This window comes from Chitinophaga sp. W2I13 (genome assembly GCF_050434005.1).
GTDB lineage: Bacteria > Bacteroidota > Bacteroidia > Chitinophagales > Chitinophagaceae > Chitinophaga.
This window is the reverse complement of the sequence record NZ_JBNPWD010000001.1, coordinates 3,627,460-3,649,143: the sequence shown is the minus strand read 5'-3', so window position 1 is coordinate 3,649,143 and position 21,684 is coordinate 3,627,460. Positions and strand designations below refer to the sequence as shown.

Annotated in this window: 17 protein-coding genes and 1 tRNA gene; 10 read left to right on the top strand and 8 right to left on the bottom strand. The window is 47.0% G+C overall.

Features of this window, described 5'->3' with window-relative positions; all coding sequences use genetic code 11:
• Positions 1-198: 198 nt before the first annotated feature.
• The 7 genes from QFZ48_RS15060 to QFZ48_RS15030 all read left to right on the top strand — a co-directional run bounded on the left by QFZ48_RS15060 (position 199) and on the right by QFZ48_RS15030 (position 9,991).
• Entirely contained in the window at positions 199-1,122 is a 924-nt protein-coding gene (locus QFZ48_RS15060; protein ID WP_429051343.1) for a family 2A encapsulin nanocompartment shell protein, read from the top strand.
• The gene (locus QFZ48_RS15055; RefSeq protein ID WP_429062862.1) at positions 1,109-2,758 is read left to right on the top strand and encodes a family 2A encapsulin nanocompartment cargo protein cysteine desulfurase; all 1,650 of its coding nucleotides are present in this window, start codon (positions 1,109-1,111) and stop codon (positions 2,756-2,758) included. The genes QFZ48_RS15060 and QFZ48_RS15055 overlap by 14 nt, the downstream gene beginning before the upstream one ends.
• A 262-nt stretch (positions 2,759-3,020) precedes the next feature.
• Positions 3,021-3,092 (top strand) — tRNA-Met (locus QFZ48_RS15050).
• A gap of 150 nt (positions 3,093-3,242) precedes the next feature.
• Positions 3,243-3,665, top strand: a complete 423-nt coding sequence (gene yiaA / locus QFZ48_RS15045; protein ID WP_429051345.1) for an inner membrane protein YiaA — start codon at positions 3,243-3,245, stop codon at positions 3,663-3,665.
• 279 nt (positions 3,666-3,944) lie between these two features.
• Positions 3,945-4,799: a hypothetical protein gene (locus QFZ48_RS15040; RefSeq protein ID WP_429062860.1), complete on the top strand. Its 855-nt coding sequence runs from the start codon at positions 3,945-3,947 to the stop codon at positions 4,797-4,799.
• Positions 4,800-5,363: 564 nt separating this feature from the next.
• A complete protein-coding gene (locus QFZ48_RS15035) occupies positions 5,364-8,339 on the top strand; it encodes a SusC/RagA family TonB-linked outer membrane protein (protein ID WP_429062858.1) in 2,976 nt (991 codons plus the stop codon).
• Between the two features lie 20 nt (positions 8,340-8,359).
• Entirely contained in the window at positions 8,360-9,991 is a 1,632-nt protein-coding gene (locus QFZ48_RS15030; protein WP_429051352.1) for a RagB/SusD family nutrient uptake outer membrane protein, read from the top strand.
• Positions 9,992-10,096: 105 nt separating this feature from the next.
• Here the strand turns inward: QFZ48_RS15030 and QFZ48_RS15025 are convergent, their stop codons facing one another.
• Positions 10,097-12,226 (bottom strand): alpha-ketoacid dehydrogenase subunit alpha/beta, encoded by a 2,130-nt coding sequence (locus QFZ48_RS15025; RefSeq protein WP_429062856.1) that lies wholly within the window; start codon positions 12,224-12,226, stop codon positions 10,097-10,099.
• A 79-nt stretch (positions 12,227-12,305) separates the two neighbouring features.
• Here QFZ48_RS15025 and QFZ48_RS15020 point away from each other — a divergent pair, with 79 nt between their 5' ends.
• Positions 12,306-12,740 (top strand): MarR family winged helix-turn-helix transcriptional regulator, encoded by a 435-nt coding sequence (locus QFZ48_RS15020; RefSeq protein WP_370912527.1) that lies wholly within the window; start codon positions 12,306-12,308, stop codon positions 12,738-12,740.
• Positions 12,741-12,942: 202 nt separating this feature from the next.
• On the opposite strand, the gene QFZ48_RS15015 is transcribed toward QFZ48_RS15020, so the two are convergent.
• The 4 genes from QFZ48_RS15015 to QFZ48_RS15000 all read right to left on the bottom strand — a co-directional run bounded on the left by QFZ48_RS15015 (position 12,943) and on the right by QFZ48_RS15000 (position 15,876).
• Entirely contained in the window at positions 12,943-13,554 is a 612-nt protein-coding gene (locus QFZ48_RS15015; RefSeq protein ID WP_209863114.1) for a fumarylacetoacetate hydrolase family protein, read from the bottom strand.
• 53 nt (positions 13,555-13,607) lie between these two features.
• A complete protein-coding gene (gene pth, locus QFZ48_RS15010; protein ID WP_370912529.1) occupies positions 13,608-14,189 on the bottom strand; it encodes an aminoacyl-tRNA hydrolase in 582 nt (193 codons plus the stop codon).
• 87 nt (positions 14,190-14,276) lie between these two features.
• The gene (locus QFZ48_RS15005) at positions 14,277-14,867 is read right to left on the bottom strand and encodes a 50S ribosomal protein L25 (RefSeq protein WP_370912530.1); all 591 of its coding nucleotides are present in this window, start codon (positions 14,865-14,867) and stop codon (positions 14,277-14,279) included.
• 40 nt (positions 14,868-14,907) lie between these two features.
• Positions 14,908-15,876, bottom strand: coding sequence for a ribose-phosphate pyrophosphokinase (locus QFZ48_RS15000; protein WP_079470848.1), 969 nt, complete (start codon positions 15,874-15,876; stop codon positions 14,908-14,910).
• A gap of 279 nt (positions 15,877-16,155) precedes the next feature.
• Here QFZ48_RS15000 and radC point away from each other — a divergent pair, with 279 nt between their 5' ends.
• Positions 16,156-16,863, top strand: a complete 708-nt coding sequence (radC, locus tag QFZ48_RS14995; protein WP_429051358.1) for a RadC family protein — start codon at positions 16,156-16,158, stop codon at positions 16,861-16,863.
• Between the two features lie 46 nt (positions 16,864-16,909).
• A complete protein-coding gene (locus tag QFZ48_RS14990) occupies positions 16,910-17,896 on the top strand; it encodes a Gfo/Idh/MocA family protein (RefSeq protein WP_429051360.1) in 987 nt (328 codons plus the stop codon).
• A 143-nt stretch (positions 17,897-18,039) separates the two neighbouring features.
• On the opposite strand, the gene QFZ48_RS14985 is transcribed toward QFZ48_RS14990, so the two are convergent.
• From QFZ48_RS14985 to QFZ48_RS14975, 3 genes are all read right to left on the bottom strand, one after another.
• Positions 18,040-18,717 carry a 2-C-methyl-D-erythritol 4-phosphate cytidylyltransferase gene (locus QFZ48_RS14985; RefSeq protein ID WP_429062854.1) on the bottom strand — a complete coding sequence of 226 codons (678 nt, stop codon included), beginning with the start codon at positions 18,715-18,717 and terminating at the stop codon, positions 18,040-18,042.
• A 67-nt stretch (positions 18,718-18,784) separates the two neighbouring features.
• A complete protein-coding gene (gene queA / locus QFZ48_RS14980; protein ID WP_370912534.1) occupies positions 18,785-19,834 on the bottom strand; it encodes a tRNA preQ1(34) S-adenosylmethionine ribosyltransferase-isomerase QueA in 1,050 nt (349 codons plus the stop codon).
• Positions 19,835-19,932: 98 nt separating this feature from the next.
• On the bottom strand, positions 19,933-21,681 hold the full coding sequence (locus QFZ48_RS14975; RefSeq protein WP_429062852.1) for an ABC transporter ATP-binding protein: 1,749 nt from the start codon (positions 21,679-21,681) through the stop codon (positions 19,933-19,935).
• Between the last annotated feature and the right edge of the window lie 3 nt (positions 21,682-21,684).

Sequence of the window (21,684 nt, the reverse complement as noted above, 5' to 3'; positions counted from 1 at the left end):
ATTTCTACGGGCAACACCTCCCCGCGCAGGCGCTTACCTGCCCCGCCCACAGATTAAAAATGTGCGCCGATAATTAAACAAAAAGACTTAATTTAACTGCTATTACACCCACCGGCGGGAGTGAAAATGAGCCACCACACATTTTTGCTTCCGGCCAATGACACCACAATTATTTAAAATTCAAAAACTGATCCCCACATGGCTGATGAAACTCAACAGAAAGTTCAGACCGCACTAGGTGACGTCGCCGCAAGACAGCTTGCCATTGCCACCCGTACGGTCCCGCAAATGTCTACCATTACCCCCCGCTGGCTCACGCGATTAATGAGCTGGATCCCGGTAGAATCGGGCGTGTACAGGCTTAACAAAGTAAAAGATGAAAGCAATGTAACCGTGGATTGTTCCGGAAGGGATGAACGCGAACTGCCGCAAACTTTTGTGGATTACATTGATAACCCACGTGAGTACAATCTCAGTGCAGTGAATACGGTGCTGGATGTACATACCCGCGTGTCGGACCTCTACAGCAAACCTTACAACCAGATCAGCGAACAGTTGCGGCTGATCATCGAAACCATTAAGGAAAGGCAGGAAAGCGAACTGATTAACAACAAGGAATATGGTTTGCTGAACAGCGTAATAGCCTCTCAGCGTATTAAAACACGCACCGGCGCGCCTACTCCGGACGACCTGGATGAACTCATCACGAAAGTATGGAAGGAGCCCGGCTTCTTTTTACTGCATCCGCTCACCATTGCCGCCTTTGGCCGGGAATGCACCAGACGGGGTGTGCCTCCTCCCACCGTTTCCCTTTTCGGCTCTCAATTTATTACCTGGCGCGGCATTCCGCTGATACCATCCGATAAAGTGCCCATCGAAAACGGTAAATCCAAGATCATTCTTTTACGCACCGGCGAAAGCAGGCAGGGAGTAGTTGGCTTGTACCAGCCTAACTTACCGGGAGAACAGTCGCCCGGGTTATCTGTGCGCTTCATGGGCATTAACCATCAGGCCATTGCTTCCTATCTCGTATCCCTTTACTGTTCACTGGCAGTATTGGTAGACGATGCCATTGCTGTATTGGATGATGTAGAAATAGGCAAGTACCATGAATACAAATAATTTACAACCCGATGGATTACCGGATATTGCCGCATTGGAAAAACTGGCCAACCAGTTGTTTTCCTCCCTGCAATCCGGTAATGATGCGCCCTCCGCAGGCTACGCATCTGCTGCCCCCATCCAGGACCCGTTACTGCAACAGGGAAGCGTAACGGATGTTACGCAGGCGCCCACCAGTTTACCGGATCCCCACTTTTCCGGTAACGGCGGCATTCCTGCTTCTGTGGCAGGCAGCGGTATTTCACCGGCTGCGCTCACGCATCCAACAACGGCGTATGATCCTTCTTTTGAACAGGAACTGCAACGGGCGCTGAAAAGTATACCGTCATCGACCTATACATCGCAGCTGCCTTCCGCAGGCACCTCCTACTATTTCTTACCGGAAAAAACAGCAGCTATCACCGGCGCTACCCAGCCTCCGTTGGATATCAACCGGGTGAGGGCGGACTTCCCCATATTGCAGGAACAGGTGAACGGCCGCCGGCTGATATGGCTGGATAATGCCGCTACTACGCAGAAGCCGCGGAGTGTCATTGAACGGATCAGCTATTTTTATGAACATGAAAATTCAAATATTCACCGCGCCGCTCATGAACTGGCAGCACGCGCCACAGATGCTTATGAAGGCGCCCGCGAAAAGGTAAGGGCTTTTCTGAATGCTGCCTCCATGAATGAAATCGTATTTGTTCGCGGCGCCACGGAAGCCATTAACCTCGTCGCCAAAAGCTGGGGCGAACAATTCCTGCAGGCAGGCGATGAAATTATTCTGAGTCACCTGGAGCATCATGCTAACATTGTACCGTGGCAACAACTGGCTGCCAAAAAAGGATTGCTGATAAAAGTAATTCCTGTGGATGACGACGGGCAGATCATACTTTCTGAATACCAGAAACTGCTTGGCGCTAAAACAAAGCTGGTGTCTTTTACACAGGTGTCCAATGCACTCGGCACCGTTACACCGGCCCAACAAATAGTGGAACTCGCCCACCAGGCAGGCGCTAAAGTGCTGGTAGACGGCGCCCAGGCGGTATCGCATATGCGCGCTGATGTACAGCGGCTTAATTGCGACTGGTACGTATTTTCCGGGCACAAAGTTTTTGGCCCCACCGGCATCGGCGTATTGTACGGCAAAGAGGCATTGCTGAATGAAACACAACCCTGGCAGGGTGGCGGTAATATGATCAAAGATGTAACCTTTGAACACACCCAATACCACGCCGCCCCCGGGCGCTTTGAAGCCGGTACCGGTAACATAGCCGACGCCGTAGGACTAGGCGCTGCCATTGATTACGTAAATCATATAGGCATTGATGTTATATACCAGTATGAACATTACTTGCTCGTATATGCCACACAGTTATTGAAAGACGTACCTGGTTTGCGCCTGATAGGCACCGCTCCCGATAAAACAAGCGTGTTGTCTTTTGTATTTAAAGATTTCACAACTGAACAGGTGGGTGCGGCGCTCAACCAGGAAGGAATTGCAGTAAGATCCGGCCATCATTGCGCACAGCCCATCCTTCGCAGGTTTGGCGTGGAAAGCACCGTGAGGCCATCACTGGCATTCTACAACAGTTGTGCGGATATTGATACGCTCGTAAATACTTTATTAAGATTACGAAGAAGCAGGATATAATTTTTTTTAGAAAGAAGAGATGGCTGGCAGTTTATTCATATCAAACTATTAGTCATCTCTTCTATCAAAAATATTTTTCATCTCACAGAAAATAAAAAAGAAGCGCCAGACCAATTCCATCAAACGCGCTACGGCACTACATTATACCGGATCTGTTTTTCCACGCAAAAACCTCATTGCCCTGGAACATGCGGCTGTGCTCATAAAAAACAACATTTAAATTTTGTGGTTTAAATTATTTACCTACATTTGCACTCCACAATGCGAGGTAGAGCAGAGGTAGCTCGTCGGGCTCATAACCCGAAGGTCAGTGGTTCGAATCCGCTCCTCGCTACAAAAAGTAAAAGTCCTGTACTGAAAGTGCAGGACTTTTTTTATACCGCAACAGATCGAAAATAAATAGTATTATTACAACAGGCCATCAATACCTGAAAGCAGTTTTTGTTAGCCATCAACCCAATCCCTAAACAAATTTTATTACTCAATGAAACAAAAACCATCAATGGCATTTATTGCCGCCTCCTGGGTAGCGGTATTTGCAGGTATCCTAGGCTTCATCATCGGCCTGTGGAATGCATCCACTATGCAACTGAATGAAAAAGGATATTACTTCACCGTTTTAATGTACGGCCTGTTCGCAGCGGTATCTGTCCAGAAGTGCGTGCGCGACAGGATTGAAGGTGTTCCCGTAACCGACATTTATTATGGTCTCAGCTGGGTGTCCATGTTGCTTACCATCCTGTTGCTTACTATCGGATTATGGAATGCCACCCTTGCACCAAGCGAAAAAGGATTTTACGCATTTGCATTTTTGCTGAGCGTTTTCGGCGCTATCACGGTACAGAAAAATACCCGCGACAGCCAGGCCGCGAAAGCAGGCAACAGTCCCGTTTCCGGCGATATCTAATACTTTCTTTTACAGGGAGGCCGGTTAGTCTCCCTGTTACTCCCCCTCTTTTTCCGGAATCTATAAATACTTTTCCTGAATCGTCTTCCACAGCAATTGCTGCGGCGGTACATTTACATTGTCACCTGTGGACATGTGCTTAAACAGGACATCAAATATTATATCTATCCTCCAATCCCTTATAATACATCTCCTGAAGTGATTAACAGTATTCCTGCTAATCACTTTTTTTTGCGCCATATTATAATATATTTGTTGATAGTTAACCTTTTTATCCATATGGGAAACAAGACCTATACTGCTACTATTGTATGTATTGCAGCAATGGTGGTTATTTTTATTACAGTGCGAACTGTGCGTAAAAGCAGTCATCCGGAATATTTGTCAAATGACAAAGCCGGAGCAGCTGCCGCTGTTGCGCTGGATGAAGCGACAGTACAGGCCGCAGTGGCGGTAGACAGCGTTACCTATGAAATGAAGACCGCTGCAGAATTTCCGCTCAGCGTTTCCCAGCTCCGTGATGCCACTGCCTATCTGCTGCATGAACAGCTGCAACTGGACAGCCATGTGGTGAAAAAAAAGCAAACTTTTGATCTCGCACTGATGTGGCATTCATATGTACAACCGCTGTATTATGAAGGAGAATCGGAAGATCCGTATAACACAACCGCCTATACGAAAAATCACGGGTTAGAGCCCGCTATCCGGCAACTTGCCTGGACTGGCCGCGATGAGGCCCGGCTGCGTGCATCCTTCGCCAGTTATAAAAACCTGTTATACGAAATGCTGCCGTATAATACTTACCAACGTTCCCCGGCACGTTATTATGTGGAAAAATTATTACTCACTTATAGCGCACTCCAGGCAAATGAAAACGTAACGGCACAGCTGGAAAAACTCTATATTAAGATGGCTATCAGTACTGATCATGGCCCCTCAGAAAATTTCATTGGAGAGGTAAGACAGGTGTTAAGTAGCATGATTCGCGTAGATCCTTCACTGAATAACAACGACCTGGATGCACACCGGATGACCGTTTGGCTGGTTTCTTTCTGGGCCCGACGCTATAACGAAGGTAATCAGCAGGCCGTTTATGAAATCCTGAAAGAAATCAGCGATATGTACAGCCGGTGATTGATCCGGTATATCCCTCCGTTTGACCCGGATCTCAAAAAAAATGTTAAAAATGATTTCATTTAATACAAATAAATACTACTTTTATTCCGGGCAAGAGAAAAAGTGCTGCGTTATTTGACTTGTTATTTAATAAAAGATTCACATGGATCTTTTTTTTGGAACCTATTGCTAAATCGATTTTTTAACGGAGACTATGATTGGCGCCGGGAAATCTATGCATTACACACCGCGTATGAACGAAAAAAACATAGTAATTAAAATATATTCCAGGTAAAAAAGCTAACTGAACTTGTTATTCTTATTGTTTGCTAAATCGATATACTACTGACTAAAACAGTACTGTAAGGATCGTACATTTTGCTTATGCGAATATAATGGGAACCATTGCATGCCTGACCGGAAACCAGGCAGCATCTTCATTCAGGAGATATTTTTCACTATTTAAATGATTAAACCAGTATCTGAAAAATTTTAAAAATCAGCCTGTAGGCTTATTGCTAAATCGTTTTTCCTAATAAGCAACCCGGGCTTTTCTTTATTAACCAACTTCAATTAACGTATATGCACAAACGATCCACGTTTTGGGCACGGACCTGCTTTGCCAGTATGGTACTGATGCTCTTCTCGCTGTTTGCCTTTTCACAAGGCAAAACCGTATCCGGAAAAGTAACGGATGCCAATGACAACACCGCAATTCCCGGTGTATCTGTTCAGATAAAAGGAACCAGCAGCGGAACCATCACCAAACCCGATGGTACCTTTACCCTGCAGGCACCGGAAAATGCCGTGCTGATATTTACTTTTGTTGGTTACCTCCCCCAGGAAGTACCGGCATCAGCTACTGCCATGAATGTAAAACTGGCAGCTTCCGTAAAGTCGCTGCAAGACGTAGTGGTAGTGGGTTACGGTACCCAAAAAAGAAATGAAGTAACCACTTCAGTAGCTACCGTAAAGGCGGAAAACTTCAACCAGGGCGGCTCCCGCTCTCCAATGGATCTGATCCAGGGTAAAGTAGCCGGCTTATCCGTTACCAGGACCCAGGGGAATAACCCCAACAGCGGCGCTTCTATACAGATCAGGGGTATCAGCTCCATATCCGGTGATATGAAGCCGCTGATCGTTGTGGATGGTATTCCCGGAGGCAACCTCGACCTGCTGCAACAGGATGATATCGCTACTTTCGACGTTTTGAAAGACGGTTCCGCAGCAGCTATTTATGGTACCCGCGGTAACAACGGGGTAATCCTCATCACTACTAAAAAAGGTAAAGCAGGTGATCCGCAGTATACTTACTCTACCTACCTGCAACGCGAAGCTGTGGCCAAAAGACCCAGCATACTCAGCGCAGCAGAATATGTAAAAGTGGCCGGCGCTACCAATGACCAGGGCGCCGATGTGGATATGTATGATCTCCTGCTCGACAAAAACAATCTTAGTCATTACCACAACTTCGCAGCCTCCGGTGGTACTGCAAACAGCAACTACCGCGCATCCCTTTATTACAACGATGCCAATGGTATTGCCCTCGAAAACGGCCGTAAACAATACGGCGGAAGGGTGAATGTAAACCAGACCGGCTTACAGGGCATGCTCACCATGCAGTTCAACCTGGCAGGCAATTTCAGTAAAGCCAACTTAAACGGTGGAAACAGCGGTGACGGTGATAACAAAGCCGGCAACCCGGGCGCCGATTTTGAGCAGGCAGTACAACGGAATCCTACTGCGCCGATTTTTGGACCTGATGGTAAATATGTTGAAACAAACGGTTTCAATAACTACAATCCACTGGCCCGCTTACAGCAGGAATTATACGAAAGGGATCAGAAAACCTATTCAGGAGATGCACGTATAACGCTGGAGCCTATTCAGGATTTGAAATTTTCTGCCTTCGGCGCTATTGTCCGCGATGAGTATACTGACCGCCAGTATAAAATGAAGGCTTCCCGCTCTTCCATCCAGGACTTCCAGGGTGGCGGTTATGCGTATAAAGCCAATTCCGCCGCTATGGATAAAACTTTTGAAGCTACGGTAGACTATACAAAGACAATCAATTCAGACCATACATTCAATGTGCTCGGCGGCTACAGCTATCAGTACAGCACCCTGGAAAAGTATGCCATGGATAACAACGGCTTCCTCACCGATGCGTTTGAAGACTGGAACATCTCTGCAGGTAACGCCTTAAATGATCCCAAACTGCCACGCCCTACACAGAGCAGCAACAAGGTAGACAACACCCTCATTGCATTCTTCGGCAGGATAAACTATAACTACAAACAGAAATACATGTTGCAGGCTATCCTGCGCCATGAAGGTTCTTCCCGCTTCGGTGCCAACTACAAATGGGGTAACTTCCCTGCAGTATCCGCCGGATGGGTGATTTCAAAAGAAGCCTTCATGCAGGACCTCACTGTTATCAACCACCTGAAACTGCGCGCCGGCTATGGCGTTACCGGTAACCAGGGTATTCCTAACTACCAATCCCTGATCACATTGGGAACAGGGGGCGCTTACCTCCAGTATGGTAAATGGATCCAGACTTATGGCCCCAATAAAAATCCAAACCCGGACCTGAGATGGGAAAAGAAGAAAGAGTTCAACGTGGGTCTTGATTTCTCCCTGCTGAAAAACAGAATCGGCGGTTCCGTTGATGTATACAGCCGTAGAACAGAAGACCTGTTATTCAACTACACGGCACAGCTGCCCTCCAATATCCTGGATAATATCTTCACCAACGTAGGGGAGATCTCCAACAACGGGGTGGAAGTAGTGATCAATGCGGTACCGGTAAGAAGCAAAGATTTTTCCTGGAACAGTGATCTCGCCTTCAACTCCCAGCGGAATAAAATGGTGTCATTCTCCAACCAGATTTATAAAGCCACTGAACAGTTTTATGGAGATCTCCCATCTCCGGGTAATCTTGGCCAGGCCATCCGCGTAGTAGAAGGCGGTCCGCTCGGCACTTTCTATGGCTACCGCTACGCAGGTCTTACTGACGACGGCAAATGGCAGTTCTATAAAAAAGATGGCAGTAAAGCCACTACTTCTGAAATCAATCCGGACGATAAAACAGTGATCGGAAATGGTATTCCCAAGTACATGGCTTCCTGGAACAATACTTTCCGTTACAAGAACTTTGACCTGAGTATCCTCTTCCGCGGCAAATTCGGTTTCGATATCCTGAACCTGCAGGATATGTACTTCGGTAATAAAAAATGGAAACCGAATAACATGTTATCATCTGCTATCGGTAAAAATGATAAGCTGAATGACGATCCACAGTTCTCTGACTACTACCTGGAAAAAGGCGATTTCGTGAAACTGGATAACATCACCCTCGGTTATAATTTCAAACTGAAAACCAAATATATCCGCAACCTGCGCGTGTATGCGAGCGGCCGTAATATCGCTACCATCACAAAATACAGCGGTCTTGATCCCGAACTGCAGGATACTGCGCTGGATTCCGGTATAGATGGAAGAGGATTTTATCCACGCACCCGCTCCTACACTATCGGATTGAACCTTGGATTTTAAAAGCAGCAAAATTGTAACGTATGAAAAAAAATAAAGCATATATCAGCGCAGCCTTGCTGGCCCTCGGATTGAGCGCCTGTACCAAGCTCGATGAAAAACCATACAGCGAAATTATTTCAGATAATTTTTATCATAATAAAGAAGAAGTACTGTCTGCCGTACTGCGTCCGTTTACGCATGCCGGCGCATGGGCCGCCCCTACCGGTCAAACCGGCTACTGGCGCCTGCAGGAGCTTTCCGCCGATCAGCTGGCATGGCCGCAGAAAGGCAAACACGGTTATGATGGCGGTAACTGGATCCGCCTGCATAACCATACCTGGATTGCTAATGAAGACAATGCCTGGAATCCGTGGAGACTGATGTACTGGGGAATGGGCTTCTGTAACAATACACTGGTAGATCTGGCGGCTATGGACTTCACTAAAATTGGTATGACCAATGAAGACAAAGCCTCCTTTATTGCAGAAACAAAAGTGGTGCGCGCCTGGCATTACCTGAAACTGATGGACCTCTATGGTAACATTCCCATCGTAACAGAAGTAGGTACACCGGCATCTCCGGCTACCAAAACCCGCAAAGAAGTATTTGAGTTCGTTGAAAAAGAACTGAAAGAAAATGTGGAACTGCTGAAACCATTATCCGCAGACATGGTAGGCCGCGCCACCAAAGCGGGCGGCTATGCGATGCTGGTAGAACTCTATCTCAACGCACAGGAATGGACAGGCACCCCACGCTGGGACGACTGTATTAACTATTGCAATAAGATCATTGCAGGCAACGGCGGCTCCCTGAGCGGCGCTGTGCCCGCACTTGAACCGGATATTTTCCGCGCTTTTGCCAACAACAACAATACCTCCCCCGAAGACCTGTTCCAGCTCGCCTATGACCTGAGAGCCGGTAACTCCCGCTTCGGATGGCAAGGTGATTTCTGGCACTACCGTCAACGCCAGGTCTACAACGCCGACGTAGATGGAAACAACAGTATCGTTGTAGTTCCTACTGCTTATGATGCGTATAAAGACAATGACCTCCGCAAGCAAAAGTGGATGCTGATCGGACCACAGAAAAAAGATCCGGCACTACGCACCAGCGTTGCAGACAGTTTGGTACTCGGCACAGAGGAATACAATGGCAAACCGCTTGTATTTGTGAAAGAAATCCGCAGAAACACAGAAGGAGAAAGCGGCGCCGGTGGCATGACGCAGGGTGAAGAGAACAGCGGCGCACGTTTCGCGAAATATGTTCCCGGCACACAAAACGATCCTAACTACTGGGGCAACGACTTTGTATTATACCGTTTGACAGAAATTTATTTCAACAAGGCGGAAGCACTGATGAGAAAAAATAACGGCATCGCAACACAGGATGCAGTAGATCTTATCAACACCTGTAAAAAGCGTGCTTTCAAAGCGGAAGACTGGGCAGCAGAGGCTTATACCCCTACTACGCTCACCATGAATGAACTGCTTGCTGAAAGAGGCCGTGAGTTCATCTTTGAAGGTAAACGCCGTTCGGATCTGATCCGCTTTGGCAAATTTACCACCGCCACCTGGTGGGATCATCAGCCATCTGCTGATAAGTACAAGTTGTTCCCGATTCCTTTCAAACAAACAAGTATTAATCCTAACCTGGTTCAAAACCCTGGTTACTGATAAACTGGTTGGGTAAAGTAGTAAACGACTTTAACCTGGATGCGGAAAACCCAAAACGGCCGTCTCTTAATTGAGATGGCCGTTTTCAATTTAGTATCGTGATGGTCAATAAGCCAGCAGTTCGCTGATAGCAGCTGCTACTTTTGCAGGCGTAGGCAACATGGCTGCTTCCAGGCCGGTGTTAAGCGGCACTGCCGGCAAATCCAGCGCCCCCACCGTAAATACAGGAGCATCGAGGAACCGGAAGCATGTTTGCTGAATGCGTCCTGCCAATGCCTGTGCAAAAGAATTATTGAGTTGTTCTTCTGTAAGGATCAGGCATTTCCCATGTTGCTTCACCATGTCAAATACCAGTTCTTCATCCAATGGGAAAAGGGTGCGCAGGTCCACTATGGTTACCTGGCCAGGATAGGCCTTGGCAGCAGCTTTGGCCCAGTAAACGCCCATTCCGTAAGTAATTATGCAAAGCGTATTGCCCTGGGCAGTATCTTTTGGATGTGCGCGTTGTATTATATTTCCCTTCCCTAACGGCAGCAGGTAATCAGCTGCAGGTTCTATGGTCATGGCATCGAGTGTACCGGGTACTTTGCTCCAATACAGTCCTTTATGCTCCAGCATCACTACCGGGTTGGGATCCAGGAATGCAGCTTTCATCAGTCCTTTCATATCGGCAGCATTGGAGGGATACACCACTTTGATTCCCTTAACGCTTAACAGTGTGGATTCCACACTGCCGGAATGATAAGGACCGCCACCGCCATAGGCGCCCACCGGAACGCGGATAAGGGTTTGTACGGGAAATTTACCATTGCTCAGGTAACACGACTTTGATATTTCTGTAACCAGTTGATTGAATCCAGGGTAGATATAATCGGCAAACTGTACTTCCACAATGGGTTTTACGCCTACGGCAGATAGACCTGCAGTAGCGCCAATAATGTACGCTTCCTGTATCGCGGTGTTATATACGCGGTGTGGTCCGAATTTTTCGCCCAGGGTGGCCGCTTCGCGGAACACGCCTCCCAACCTTACGCCTACATCCTGCCCAAATAAAATAGCTTCCGGATACTGCTGCATAATCTCTTCCACAGCGTGAAGGGCTGCATCTACCATTACTACTTTGGTCTTACCGGCTGGTGTGCGGGTACCACTTTCGGCTGTTACCGCAGCAGGCGCAAATACGTGCTCCTGCACCGTTTCCGGCAATGGTCCCGGGGCCTGTACAGCCTTGTCAAATCCTGCCTTTATATCGGCCGCGGCAGTCTGCTCAATTTTGTCCAGCTCCTCCGGAGTAATGCCGTGTTTCAACAGCAACGCTCTCATTTTAGGAACCGGATCATTGGCTGCATGCTTTTCCAGGTCTTCCGCGGAGCGGTACCATTCTTTTCGCACGCCGGAAGTATGATGTCCCAGCAGGGGTACATTTGCCTGTACCAGTATGGGCCGTCGTTCTTGTCTTACATAACTGATAGCGGTTTCCATCGCAGCATAGCTGGCGGTGAAGTCGCTGCCGTCTACCCGCATGCGTTCCAGGCCTTTAAACCCGGCAGCATATTCATATGCATCCATTGTTCTTACTTCTGCCGCCGTGGCGGAGATACCCCAATCGTTGTCCTGTACCAGGTAAATTACCGGCAGCTGTTTCAGAACGGCAAATTGCAGGGCTTCGCTCACCTCTCCTTCCGTTACGCTGCCATCTCCGAGAGAACAGATCACTACGGGCAATTCCCCATCCGGCCCTGTTTTCAGCAGGGGAGAATGTATTTGTTCCAGGTATTTAAGTCCCTGCGCCATGCCGGTGGTGGGGATCACCTGCATACCGGTGGCGCTGCTCTGGTGGGGTATCTGCGGTTTATCGGCCGCTCTGTTGTTAGGGTGACTGTAATAAGATCTTCCGGCGGAAAAAGGGTCTTCTCCTTTCGCCAGCAATTGGAGCATTAGTTCATAAGGGGTAAAACCGATGGCGAGCAACATGCTCTCATCCCGGTAATAGGGGCTTACAAAGTCCCACGGCCGCAATTGCAGTCCGGTGGCTATTTGTATGGCTTCATGTCCGCGGGAAGTAGAATGCACATATTTGCAGATTTGCCGGTTTGCCTCATAAATGGCGGCCATACTGCCGGCTTCACACATCAATCGCCAGGCTGTTAATAACTCGGCCCGTTCGCCGGCGTTACTACCCCTGTTGGAGGCCGGCGTTTTTAAAGTTGAAACGCTTGTGTTATCTTTAAACACAGTAAGACTGTTTTGGTGATGATGGTAATTTAAAAACAATAGTTGCCATAGCAACAGTTGCTAATGCAAATTAATTAATATGCCTGATACTTTCGTCAGTAATCCCTCTTTTTTTAAGTTGGATGCTACGCTCAAAAAATTGCGCAACTATTGGCAAAAAACGTTTGATGCCCAACAGAAGGACATTACAGTGGATCAGTGGTTGCTGATTGAGAACCTGTATAAACACAAAAAAACTACCCACAACGAGCTGGCCCGTAATACCTCAAAGGATATTACCACCATTTCCCGCATCATTGAGCTGCTGGTAAAAAAAGGGTTGGTAAAAAGGGAAGCCGATGTGTACGATCGCCGGAAGGTATATTTACAGCTCACCCCGGACGGAGTGGAAAAATATAAAGATGTAAAGTCGCTGGTATACGATATGCGTAAAATTGGCTGGAAAACGCTGACAGAAACGGATTATGCCGAGTTAACCCGGATCCTGGACACGATTTATGCAAATATTCCGTAGGATCGCCGCGAATTTTGTCTTTCTCGCTGATTACGCTGATTTTACTGATTAGCTGGATTTTTACTTTTTGGATTTTATAAAGGATTATGGGAGATAAGAGCGAATATATCCGCTTCTATCTCCCATAATCCTTTATAAAATCCAAAGGTAAAATCAGTAAAATCAGCGTAATCAGCGAGAAAGACAAAATTCGCGCTGGTCCTTATTTAACAGAAAACTCCAGCAGGCTGTCGTTTTCAATAAATGCCTCGAAGTCGTCTCCGATTTCCGTTGGTCCTACGCCGGCGGGGGTGCCTGTAAAAATGAGGTCGCCTATGTTCAGGGTAAAGAAGCGGGAAATATAGGCTACCAGGAAATCGAAGGAGAACAAAAGATCCTGTGTATTACCGGATTGCGCCAATGCCTTGTTTTTATACAGGCAGAAATTGATATCTTTTTTATCCATTTCCGGGGTAATGGGGATGAAATTACCCACCACTGCGGAGTTATCGAAAGCTTTGGCTATTTCCCAGGGTAATCCTTTCGCTTTTTGCTTATCCTGCAGATCCCGGGCGGTAAAATCGATACCTACGGAGATATGATCGTAGTACTTATCTGCAAATTTTTCCTGGATATGTTTACCGTTTTTGCTCACCCTGAGTACCAGTTCGCATTCGTAGTGCAGGTTGGTAGTAAATTCCGGGTAATAGAACGGGTGCCCGTTTTGCAGCAACGCATTCTTTGGTTTCATAAATAACACCGGTTCTGTGGGCACTTCATTCTTCAACTCCCTGGCATGGTCGGCATAATTCCTGCCTACGCAAATAATTTTCATAATGCGTTTGTTTTAAAGTATAAAAAAAGCAGATAGGAACCAGATGAACAAATTTATTTCACAGACGGGAAGGTCAGTTTATTACTGTCGTTCATAGTACGGGCAATGCCGATACTGGCAAAACTTTCAATGATATCCGAACATTTCCATATTTTCTCTTCTACAATCCGTTCTTCTGTATTTTTCCATTTACTGAGTACAAATTCCACCTGGCGGCCCTTGGGATAATTATTACCTACCCCGAAACGCAGGCGGGGATACTGGTTGGTACCCAGGGATTCCTGGATACTTTTCAGGCCGTTATGCCCGGCATCACTGCCGCCGGGGCGTAAGCGGAGCACATCCAGCGGAAGGGCCAGGTCGTCGAGGATCACAAGCAGGTTTTCCACGGGTATCTTTTCCTTATCCAGCCAGTATTTGATAGCCTTACCGCTCAGGTTCATGTAAGTGGTGGGCTTAATAACAATAAACGTTTTCCCTTTCCATTTACATTCCGCCACATCAGCGAGCCGGTCGTTCCGGAAGGAGGCTTTATGCCTGGCAACAAAATCATCTACCACATCAAAACCTATATTATGACGGGTATGCCGGTATTCCTCGCCGATATTGCCTAATCCTGCTATTAAGTATTTCATACGGGTCGTTTTCGTACCTGGAGATTTCCAAAATTAAAAAGCCCCTCTAAAAGTAGAGAGGCTTTTTGGAAAAATATATCTAAAAGATTATTTCTTTTTAGCATCTTTTTCAGCAGTTGCTTCTTCCTGACGCAGCTGACGGGTCATTACCACAGAAGCGATTGGAATACGCGGAGAGTTGGTGATTTCAACACCTTCAATTTTCACGTCTTCTACACGGATGTTCGCGTTCAGTTCCAGGTTATCGATGTTAACTTCGATATTTTCAACCAGGTGCTTAGGTAAAGCTTTTACTTTCAGCGCTTTCAGTTTGCTAACCAGTTTACCGCCGGCTTTAACACCTGCAGAAGAACCAACCAGTTTAATAGGAATGGTAACAGCAACCTGTTTGTCTTCTACCAGTTCCATGAAATCGATGTGAGCAAGTGCGTCAGTAACTACATCAAACTGCATATCTTTCAATACGCATCTGTAAGTTTTAGCACCCAGTTTAATTTCTGCAATCTGGAAAGCTGCAGTGTAAACCAGTGTTTTGAATGCTTTGGCAGGAGCTGAAAAATTAACAGTTTCTGCACCCCCGTAAATAACGCAAGGCACTTGTTCCTCAGAACGGATCTGGCGGGTGGCTTTTTTGCCGAATTCGCTCCTGAGTTGTCCTTCGATGGTTATTGTGTTCATTGTTTAGACAATTTATATTGATTATTAAAATACTATGTTATCAATCTCCCCGGCGGTGACTGTGAATAAACAGGCTGGTGATTGATTTGTTTTCGTGCATGTTACGGATGGCTACCGCAAAAAGCTCTGCAACAGATATCACCTTGATCTTGGAACCGGCTCCCTGTGGTTTGATAGGAATGGTATCACATACCACTATCTCCTGCAGTACTGATTTTTCGATATTTTCGTACGCATTTCCGCTGAAAACGGGATGGGTACAAAAAGCACGTACACTCCGGGCGCCTTTTTCCATTAACAGGTTGGCGGCTTTTGAAAGTGTGCCTGCAGTATCGCAGATATCATCAATGAGCACAATGTCCCTGTTTGTCACATCTCCTATCACTACCATTGATGCTATTTCATTGGCTCGTTTACGATGTTTGTCGCAAATAACCATTTCAGCATTAAAGTAAGACGCTACTTCACGTACCCTATTGGTACTTCCTACGTCAGGGGACGCAAAGGTAAGATTTTCCAGCTTTAAATTCTCTATATAGGGAATAAAAATAGCTGAACTATCAAGATGATCTACCGGTATATCAAAGAACCCCTGGATCTGAGGTGCATGCAAGTCCATGGTTATCACCCTGTTAGCCCCTGCCGAAGTAAGCAGATTGGCCACCAGTTTAGAGCCGATAGCCACGCGGGGCTTATCTTTTCTGTCCTGGCGGGCGTATCCGAAATAAGGAATTACTGCGGTGATATAGCCGGCGGAAGCCCGCTTGGCAGCATCAATCATCAACAGCAGCTCCAGCAGGTTGTCTGAAGGCGCACTGGTTCCCTGAATCAGGAAAACATAGTCACCCCGGATACTTTCCAGGAAAACAGGCTGGATTTCCCCATCGCTGAATTTCTGAATCTTTACTTTGCCAAGACCGCCATTAAGACCCTTGCCATATTTCTTGGCAATTTTCTCGGCCAAGGCCGGATTACTGTTGCCTGTGAAAATTTTTACTGAAGGTTGCATACTAGATACTAGTGGAAAAGAGGTTGCAAAACTAGGATTTTTTGGGAGTACCCGCCTGATTTTTTTTGAAATACAAATTATATAGCTGTTAAAAACCAGCTATAATTATCACATTATCATAACGTTTTAAGAGATAATAGGTCCCGAAAAATTCCTATAACGATCGGTACCGAATATAACGATTTTATAACGATCCACTGGTAAAAGGAAAAGAAAAATGTGGTTGGAAGAACAGGTGTGTCATGATAGGTTCGTATATTTGGATAAATGGAATAAGTCATGTTTGTTGATGTTAACCCGGCTCCCCACCTGGCTATTCATAAATGGCCGGATAATGAAAAGCCAAGAGAAAAACTGATCAATATAGGCCCCACTGCGCTAAGCGATGCAGAGTTACTGGCAATCCTGTTGCATACAGGGCATAAAAGTAAATCCGCCCTTGAGCTGGCAAAGGAAATCCTCCGCCTGGCCAATAACAACCTCTCCGAACTGGGAAAAATAAACGTAAAAAAGCTGCAAAAAATCCGGGGAGTGGGTTATGCCAAGGCTGTTACCATACTGGCCGCTATGGAGCTGGCCCGCAGGCGGCAAGCCGGCACCATCCATAAAAAAACAGTGATCAACAACGGATCGGATGCAGCCATGTTTTTCAAGCCCATGCTTGCAGACCAGCCCTATGAAACCTTCCATGTCCTGTTCCTCAGCCACGCGAACAAAGTGCTTCATTACCGCCACCTCAGTACCGGCGGCATCACCAGCACTGTCGTGGATCCCCGCATTATTTTCCGGGAAGCACTGGATACAGGCGCCACCAAGTTATTACTCTGCCATAACCATCCTTCCGGCAGCCTCCGCCCCAGCCAGGCCGATCTCCGGATTACCAGCCGCATAAAAGATATGGGAATGCTCTTCGATATCCAGGTAATGGATCATATCATTGTATCCGAAACCGGGTATTACAGCCTCGCGGAAGAAGGGATGATATAAATCCCGAAATGTGTTTTACTTTCGCACATATTTATTCATTTTCCATATGCTCAAAATAGGACTCTTCGGCGTAGGACATTTAGGTAAGATACACCTCTCTCAACTGGCCACTATGAAAGACGTAGAAGTGGTAGGCTTCTATGATCCCAACAATGCAAATGCAGCCAGCATCTCCGAGCAATATAATATTCAGCGGTATACAACCGCGGAAGAACTGATACAGTCGGTAGACGCCATTGATATTGTGGCGCCAACCACCCTGCACTTCAAATTATGCGAACTGGCCATCCGCAACGGCAAACACATATTCGTGGAAAAACCCATGACCAACACCATGGACGAAGCCAAAACACTGGTTAAACTGGTGGAAGAAGCGAATATAAAATTCCAGGTAGGCCACGTGGAAAGATTCAATCCCGCTTACCTCGCACTCCGGGGATATGATCTCAAACCCATGTTCATTGAAGTACACCGCCTCGCAGAATTCAATCCCCGCGGTACAGACGTAAGCGTTATCCTCGACCTGATGATCCACGACATCGACATCGTGCTGAGCATCGTGAAATCTACCGTGAGCCGCATCTCCGCCAGCGGAGTTGCTGTTATGAGCGACACCCCGGATATCGCCAACGTACGCATCGAATTCCATAATGGCTGCGTAGCCAATCTCACTTCCAGCCGTATCTCCCTGAAAAAGATGCGCAAAATGCGCCTCTTCCAGAAAGATGCTTACATCGGCATCGATTTCCTCGATAAAAAAACAGAGATCATCAAACTCAAAACACCGGAAGACGAAGGCTTGTTTACCCTGGATATTGAAACCAACAGCGGTAGAAAAACAATCGCCATCGATAACCCGGAAATAAAACAATCCAATGCCATCCGTATGGAACTGGAAATGTTCCGCGACAGCATCCTGCAAAATAAACCGGTTGCCGTAAATGCGATCGACGGCCTGCAGGCAATGGATGTAGCCCACCAGATCCTCGCAAAAATAAATAAAGGCCTGTCTGAAACGGCCTCCGCTAAATAGTTATGCTGGTAACCCGGCGCAGGTAATTATGCCAGCAGTGATACGCTTACCAATCGCCGGGTTACTGCATTCGTCGTTTTTGCCAATACTGCAAAAGCAGCAGGCTTTACCGGCAGGTAACGTTATCTCCTATAACAGGCACTTTAGCTGCGCTCTTTCAGCAACACTTCTGCAATAGCAAGATCAAGCGGTTTCGTAATTTTAATATTGGACTCTTCTCCCGGCAGCAGATGCACAGGATACCCCAGCCGTTCCACTACGGTGGCTTCATCCGTAAACAACGGATCATAGGGCAGTTCAAAGGCAGGCAGGATCAACTCCGAAAGAAATGTTTGCGGCGTCTGGATAATCCTGAAACGATCGCGGTCCACAGCAGCATTGCTGCCGCCTGATATCTCCCGGATACTGTCTTTCATATCAATCACCGGGATAGCGCTACCATGGATAAGTGCGGCTTCATAACAGGCACGGATCAACGTAGTGGATACCAGCGGGCGCACCCCATCGTGTACAAATACCACCGACGGGTGTTTTACCTGCTGCAATCCATTCTGTACAGAATGAAAGCGGGTATTTCCTCCTTTTATAATGGTGATATCCGGCAGTTTATCAAAAGCCTGCAGGATGTGGTTGGCGAAAGTAAAATGAGCTTCAGGAAGCACCAGCACAATTTCCATATCCGGAAAGGCGGCCGCAAAAGCGGCAATAGTGTGGTACAATACAGGTTTACCGGACAGTTCCAGGAACTGTTTGGGAACAGCACTCTGCATCCGGGTACCGGACCCGCCGGCAACTATGATAGCTACTTTTTTATATTCCATAAAAAAAGATCGGGGATTTTCTCATCCAGTTGGCTGAATAAGAAAATCCCCGAAAAGTGCTTTGTAATTAAACGATCAGCATGGCATCGCCATAGCTGAAGAAACGGTATTTCTCTTTAATCGCCTGCTGGTAAGCCTCCATGACCAGGTCATATCCTGCAAAAGCGCAGGTCATGATGAGCAGGCTGGTTTTAGGCAGGTGGAAGTTCGTTACCAATGAATTTGGAATGGCAAAATCATATGGTGGATGGATGAACGTATTCGTCCATCCTTCTGCTGCTTTCAGATGGTTTTGCGCAGTTACGGAAGATTCTACGGCACGTACAGAGGTAGTACCAATAGCGCAGATCTTGCGGTTTTCTTCTTTCGCTTTGTTTACCACTTTCACTGCGTGTTCTTCAATATGAAAATACTCCGCATCCATTTTGTGTTTGCTCAGGTCTTCCACTTCAATAGGGCGGAAAGTACCTAAACCTGTGTGCAGCGTTACTTCTGCAAACTTAACACCTTTAATTTCCAAACGTTTGATCAACTCACGACTGAAGTGCAAACCTGCAGTAGGTGCAGCTACAGCGCCTTCGTACTTGGCATACACGGTCTGATAACGCTCTTTATCTTCGTCTTCCGGTTTGCGTTTGATATACTTAGGCAATGGCGTTTCTCCCAGCTGATCAAGCACCTGTTTGAACTCTTCATCATTACCTTCGAATAAAAAACGGATGGTACGGCCTCTTGAAGTAGTGTTATCAATTACCTCTGCTACCAACGTCTCGTCGTCGCCAAAATACAACTTGTTGCCTACACGGATTTTACGCGCCGGGTCAACAATTACATCCCACAGACGGTTTTGCTTGTTCAGCTCACGCAGCAGGAATACTTCAATTTTTGCTCCTGTTTTTTCTTTACGGCCATATAACCTTGCCGGAAATACCTTCGTATTGTTCACAATCATTACATCCTTGTCGTTGAAATAACCGAGGATATCCTTGAATACTTTGTGCTCAATTTTGCCGGTATTACGATGTACCACCATTAAACGTGATTCATCTCTTGTCTTGGTAGGGTGCTGGGCGATCAGATTTAAAGGAAGATCGAATTTGAACTGTGATAGTTTCATATTACGGTATGAATAAATTTTAGAGGTGCAAAGTTATCAATTATTATCTACATCATCAAAAAATGATATATAATGTATAATAATCAGATAATTATATATTATATTCCTTTAGGAATGGCTGCTATCAGTTGTTGAGTATACGGGTTTTCCGGATGGTTATACACCCTGTCGGCTGCTCCCTGTTCCACAATCTTTCCTTTCTGCATCACCATCATCCGGTCGCTGATAAACCTTACCACGGAAAGATCGTGTGAAATAAAAATACACGTAAAGCCCAGCTCTTCCCGTAAACGGATCAGCAGGTTCAGCACCTGCGCCTGCACACTTACATCCAGCGCTGCTACCGATTCATCACAGATGATAAAAGAGGGTTCCACCGCCAGGGCACGCGCTATCACAATCCGTTGCCGTTGCCCGCCGGAAAACTCATGCGGATAACGGTTAAAATGCTCAGGCAGCAGATTCACCTTCTCCAGTAATTCCTCCGCTTTTGCTTTCTGCTGCCGCTCCGTGCCATACAAACCATGCACTTTCATAGGCTCCAGGATAGCAGCCCCAATGGTTTTCCGGGGATTCAACGATGCGTATGGGTCCTGGAAAATCAATTGCATATCCTTCCGCAGCGCACGCATCCCGGTGGCCGACAAACTTCGTATCTCCTGTCCTTTATAAATAATACTTCCGGCGGTTGGTTCTGCAAGTCTTAGCAGCGACCGGCCCAAAGTGGTTTTACCACAACCAGACTCGCCTACTAACCCAAGCGTTTCACCGGTGATTACCCGGAAGCTCACATCGTCCACGGCTTTGGCCCATTGCAGTACTTTACCCGTGATACTTCTTTTCACGGGAAACCACGTTTTCAGCTGATGCACCTCGAGCAGAGGTGGCGCGGCTGCCAGCTGTTGCTCCCGCTGCCGCAGCGCTGCGTCGGGGATTACCAGCGACTGCATCACATCCCGGATGGCGCCTGCTTTTTCGTGTATCTGTCCCCGTGAGTCCGTCTCCATAAAATCCCGGATCACGGGCAATCTCACCAAACGTTTATCCAGCGGGGGCCGGCAAGCCAGCAGTCCCTTTGTATACGGGTGTTGCGGATGCAGGAACACCTCTTTCACAGTTCCTTCTTCCACAATATTCCCTTTATACATCACCACTACCCTTTCCGCTATTTCAGCTACTACGCCTAAATCATGGGTAATAAAAATAACGCTCATCTCCATCTGCTGTTGCAGTTCCCGGAGTAGTTCCAGTATAGCTTTTTGCACGGTAACATCCAGCGCTGTAGTGGGCTCATCGGCGATGAGCAGGCGGGGATGGCAGGAGATGGCCATCGCAATCATAACCCGTTGTTTTTGTCCGCCGGAAATTTCATGGGGATAACGGTCCGTAATCGCTGCAGGATCAGGGAGTTTTACCTTTTGGAAGAGGGCGATCACTTCCTCGCGGGCGGCCTTGCGGCTTATGCCGGTATGCAACCGGATAGCTTCCGCCACCTGCTCTCCGCAGGTATGCAGCGGATTCAGCGCCGTCATGGGTTCCTGAAAAATCATGGCAATTTCGTTGCCGCGGTAGCTACGCATGGTAGCATCGGGCAACTGCAGCAGGTTTACTGCTGTTTCATCCGCAGCCTGGTAAAGGATCTTTCCACCGGAGATGGTACCAGGCATATCAATGAGTCGCATGAGCGAAAGGGCAGTAACGGATTTTCCGGAACCGGATTCTCCTACTACGCCTACAATTTCACCCTTTCCTATGGAAAGGGAAATCTGATTAACAGCTGTTGTTGTTGTTTGTCCGGACCTGAATGTTACCTCCAGGTCCTGTATCTCTACCCGCGTGGAAAGCATACC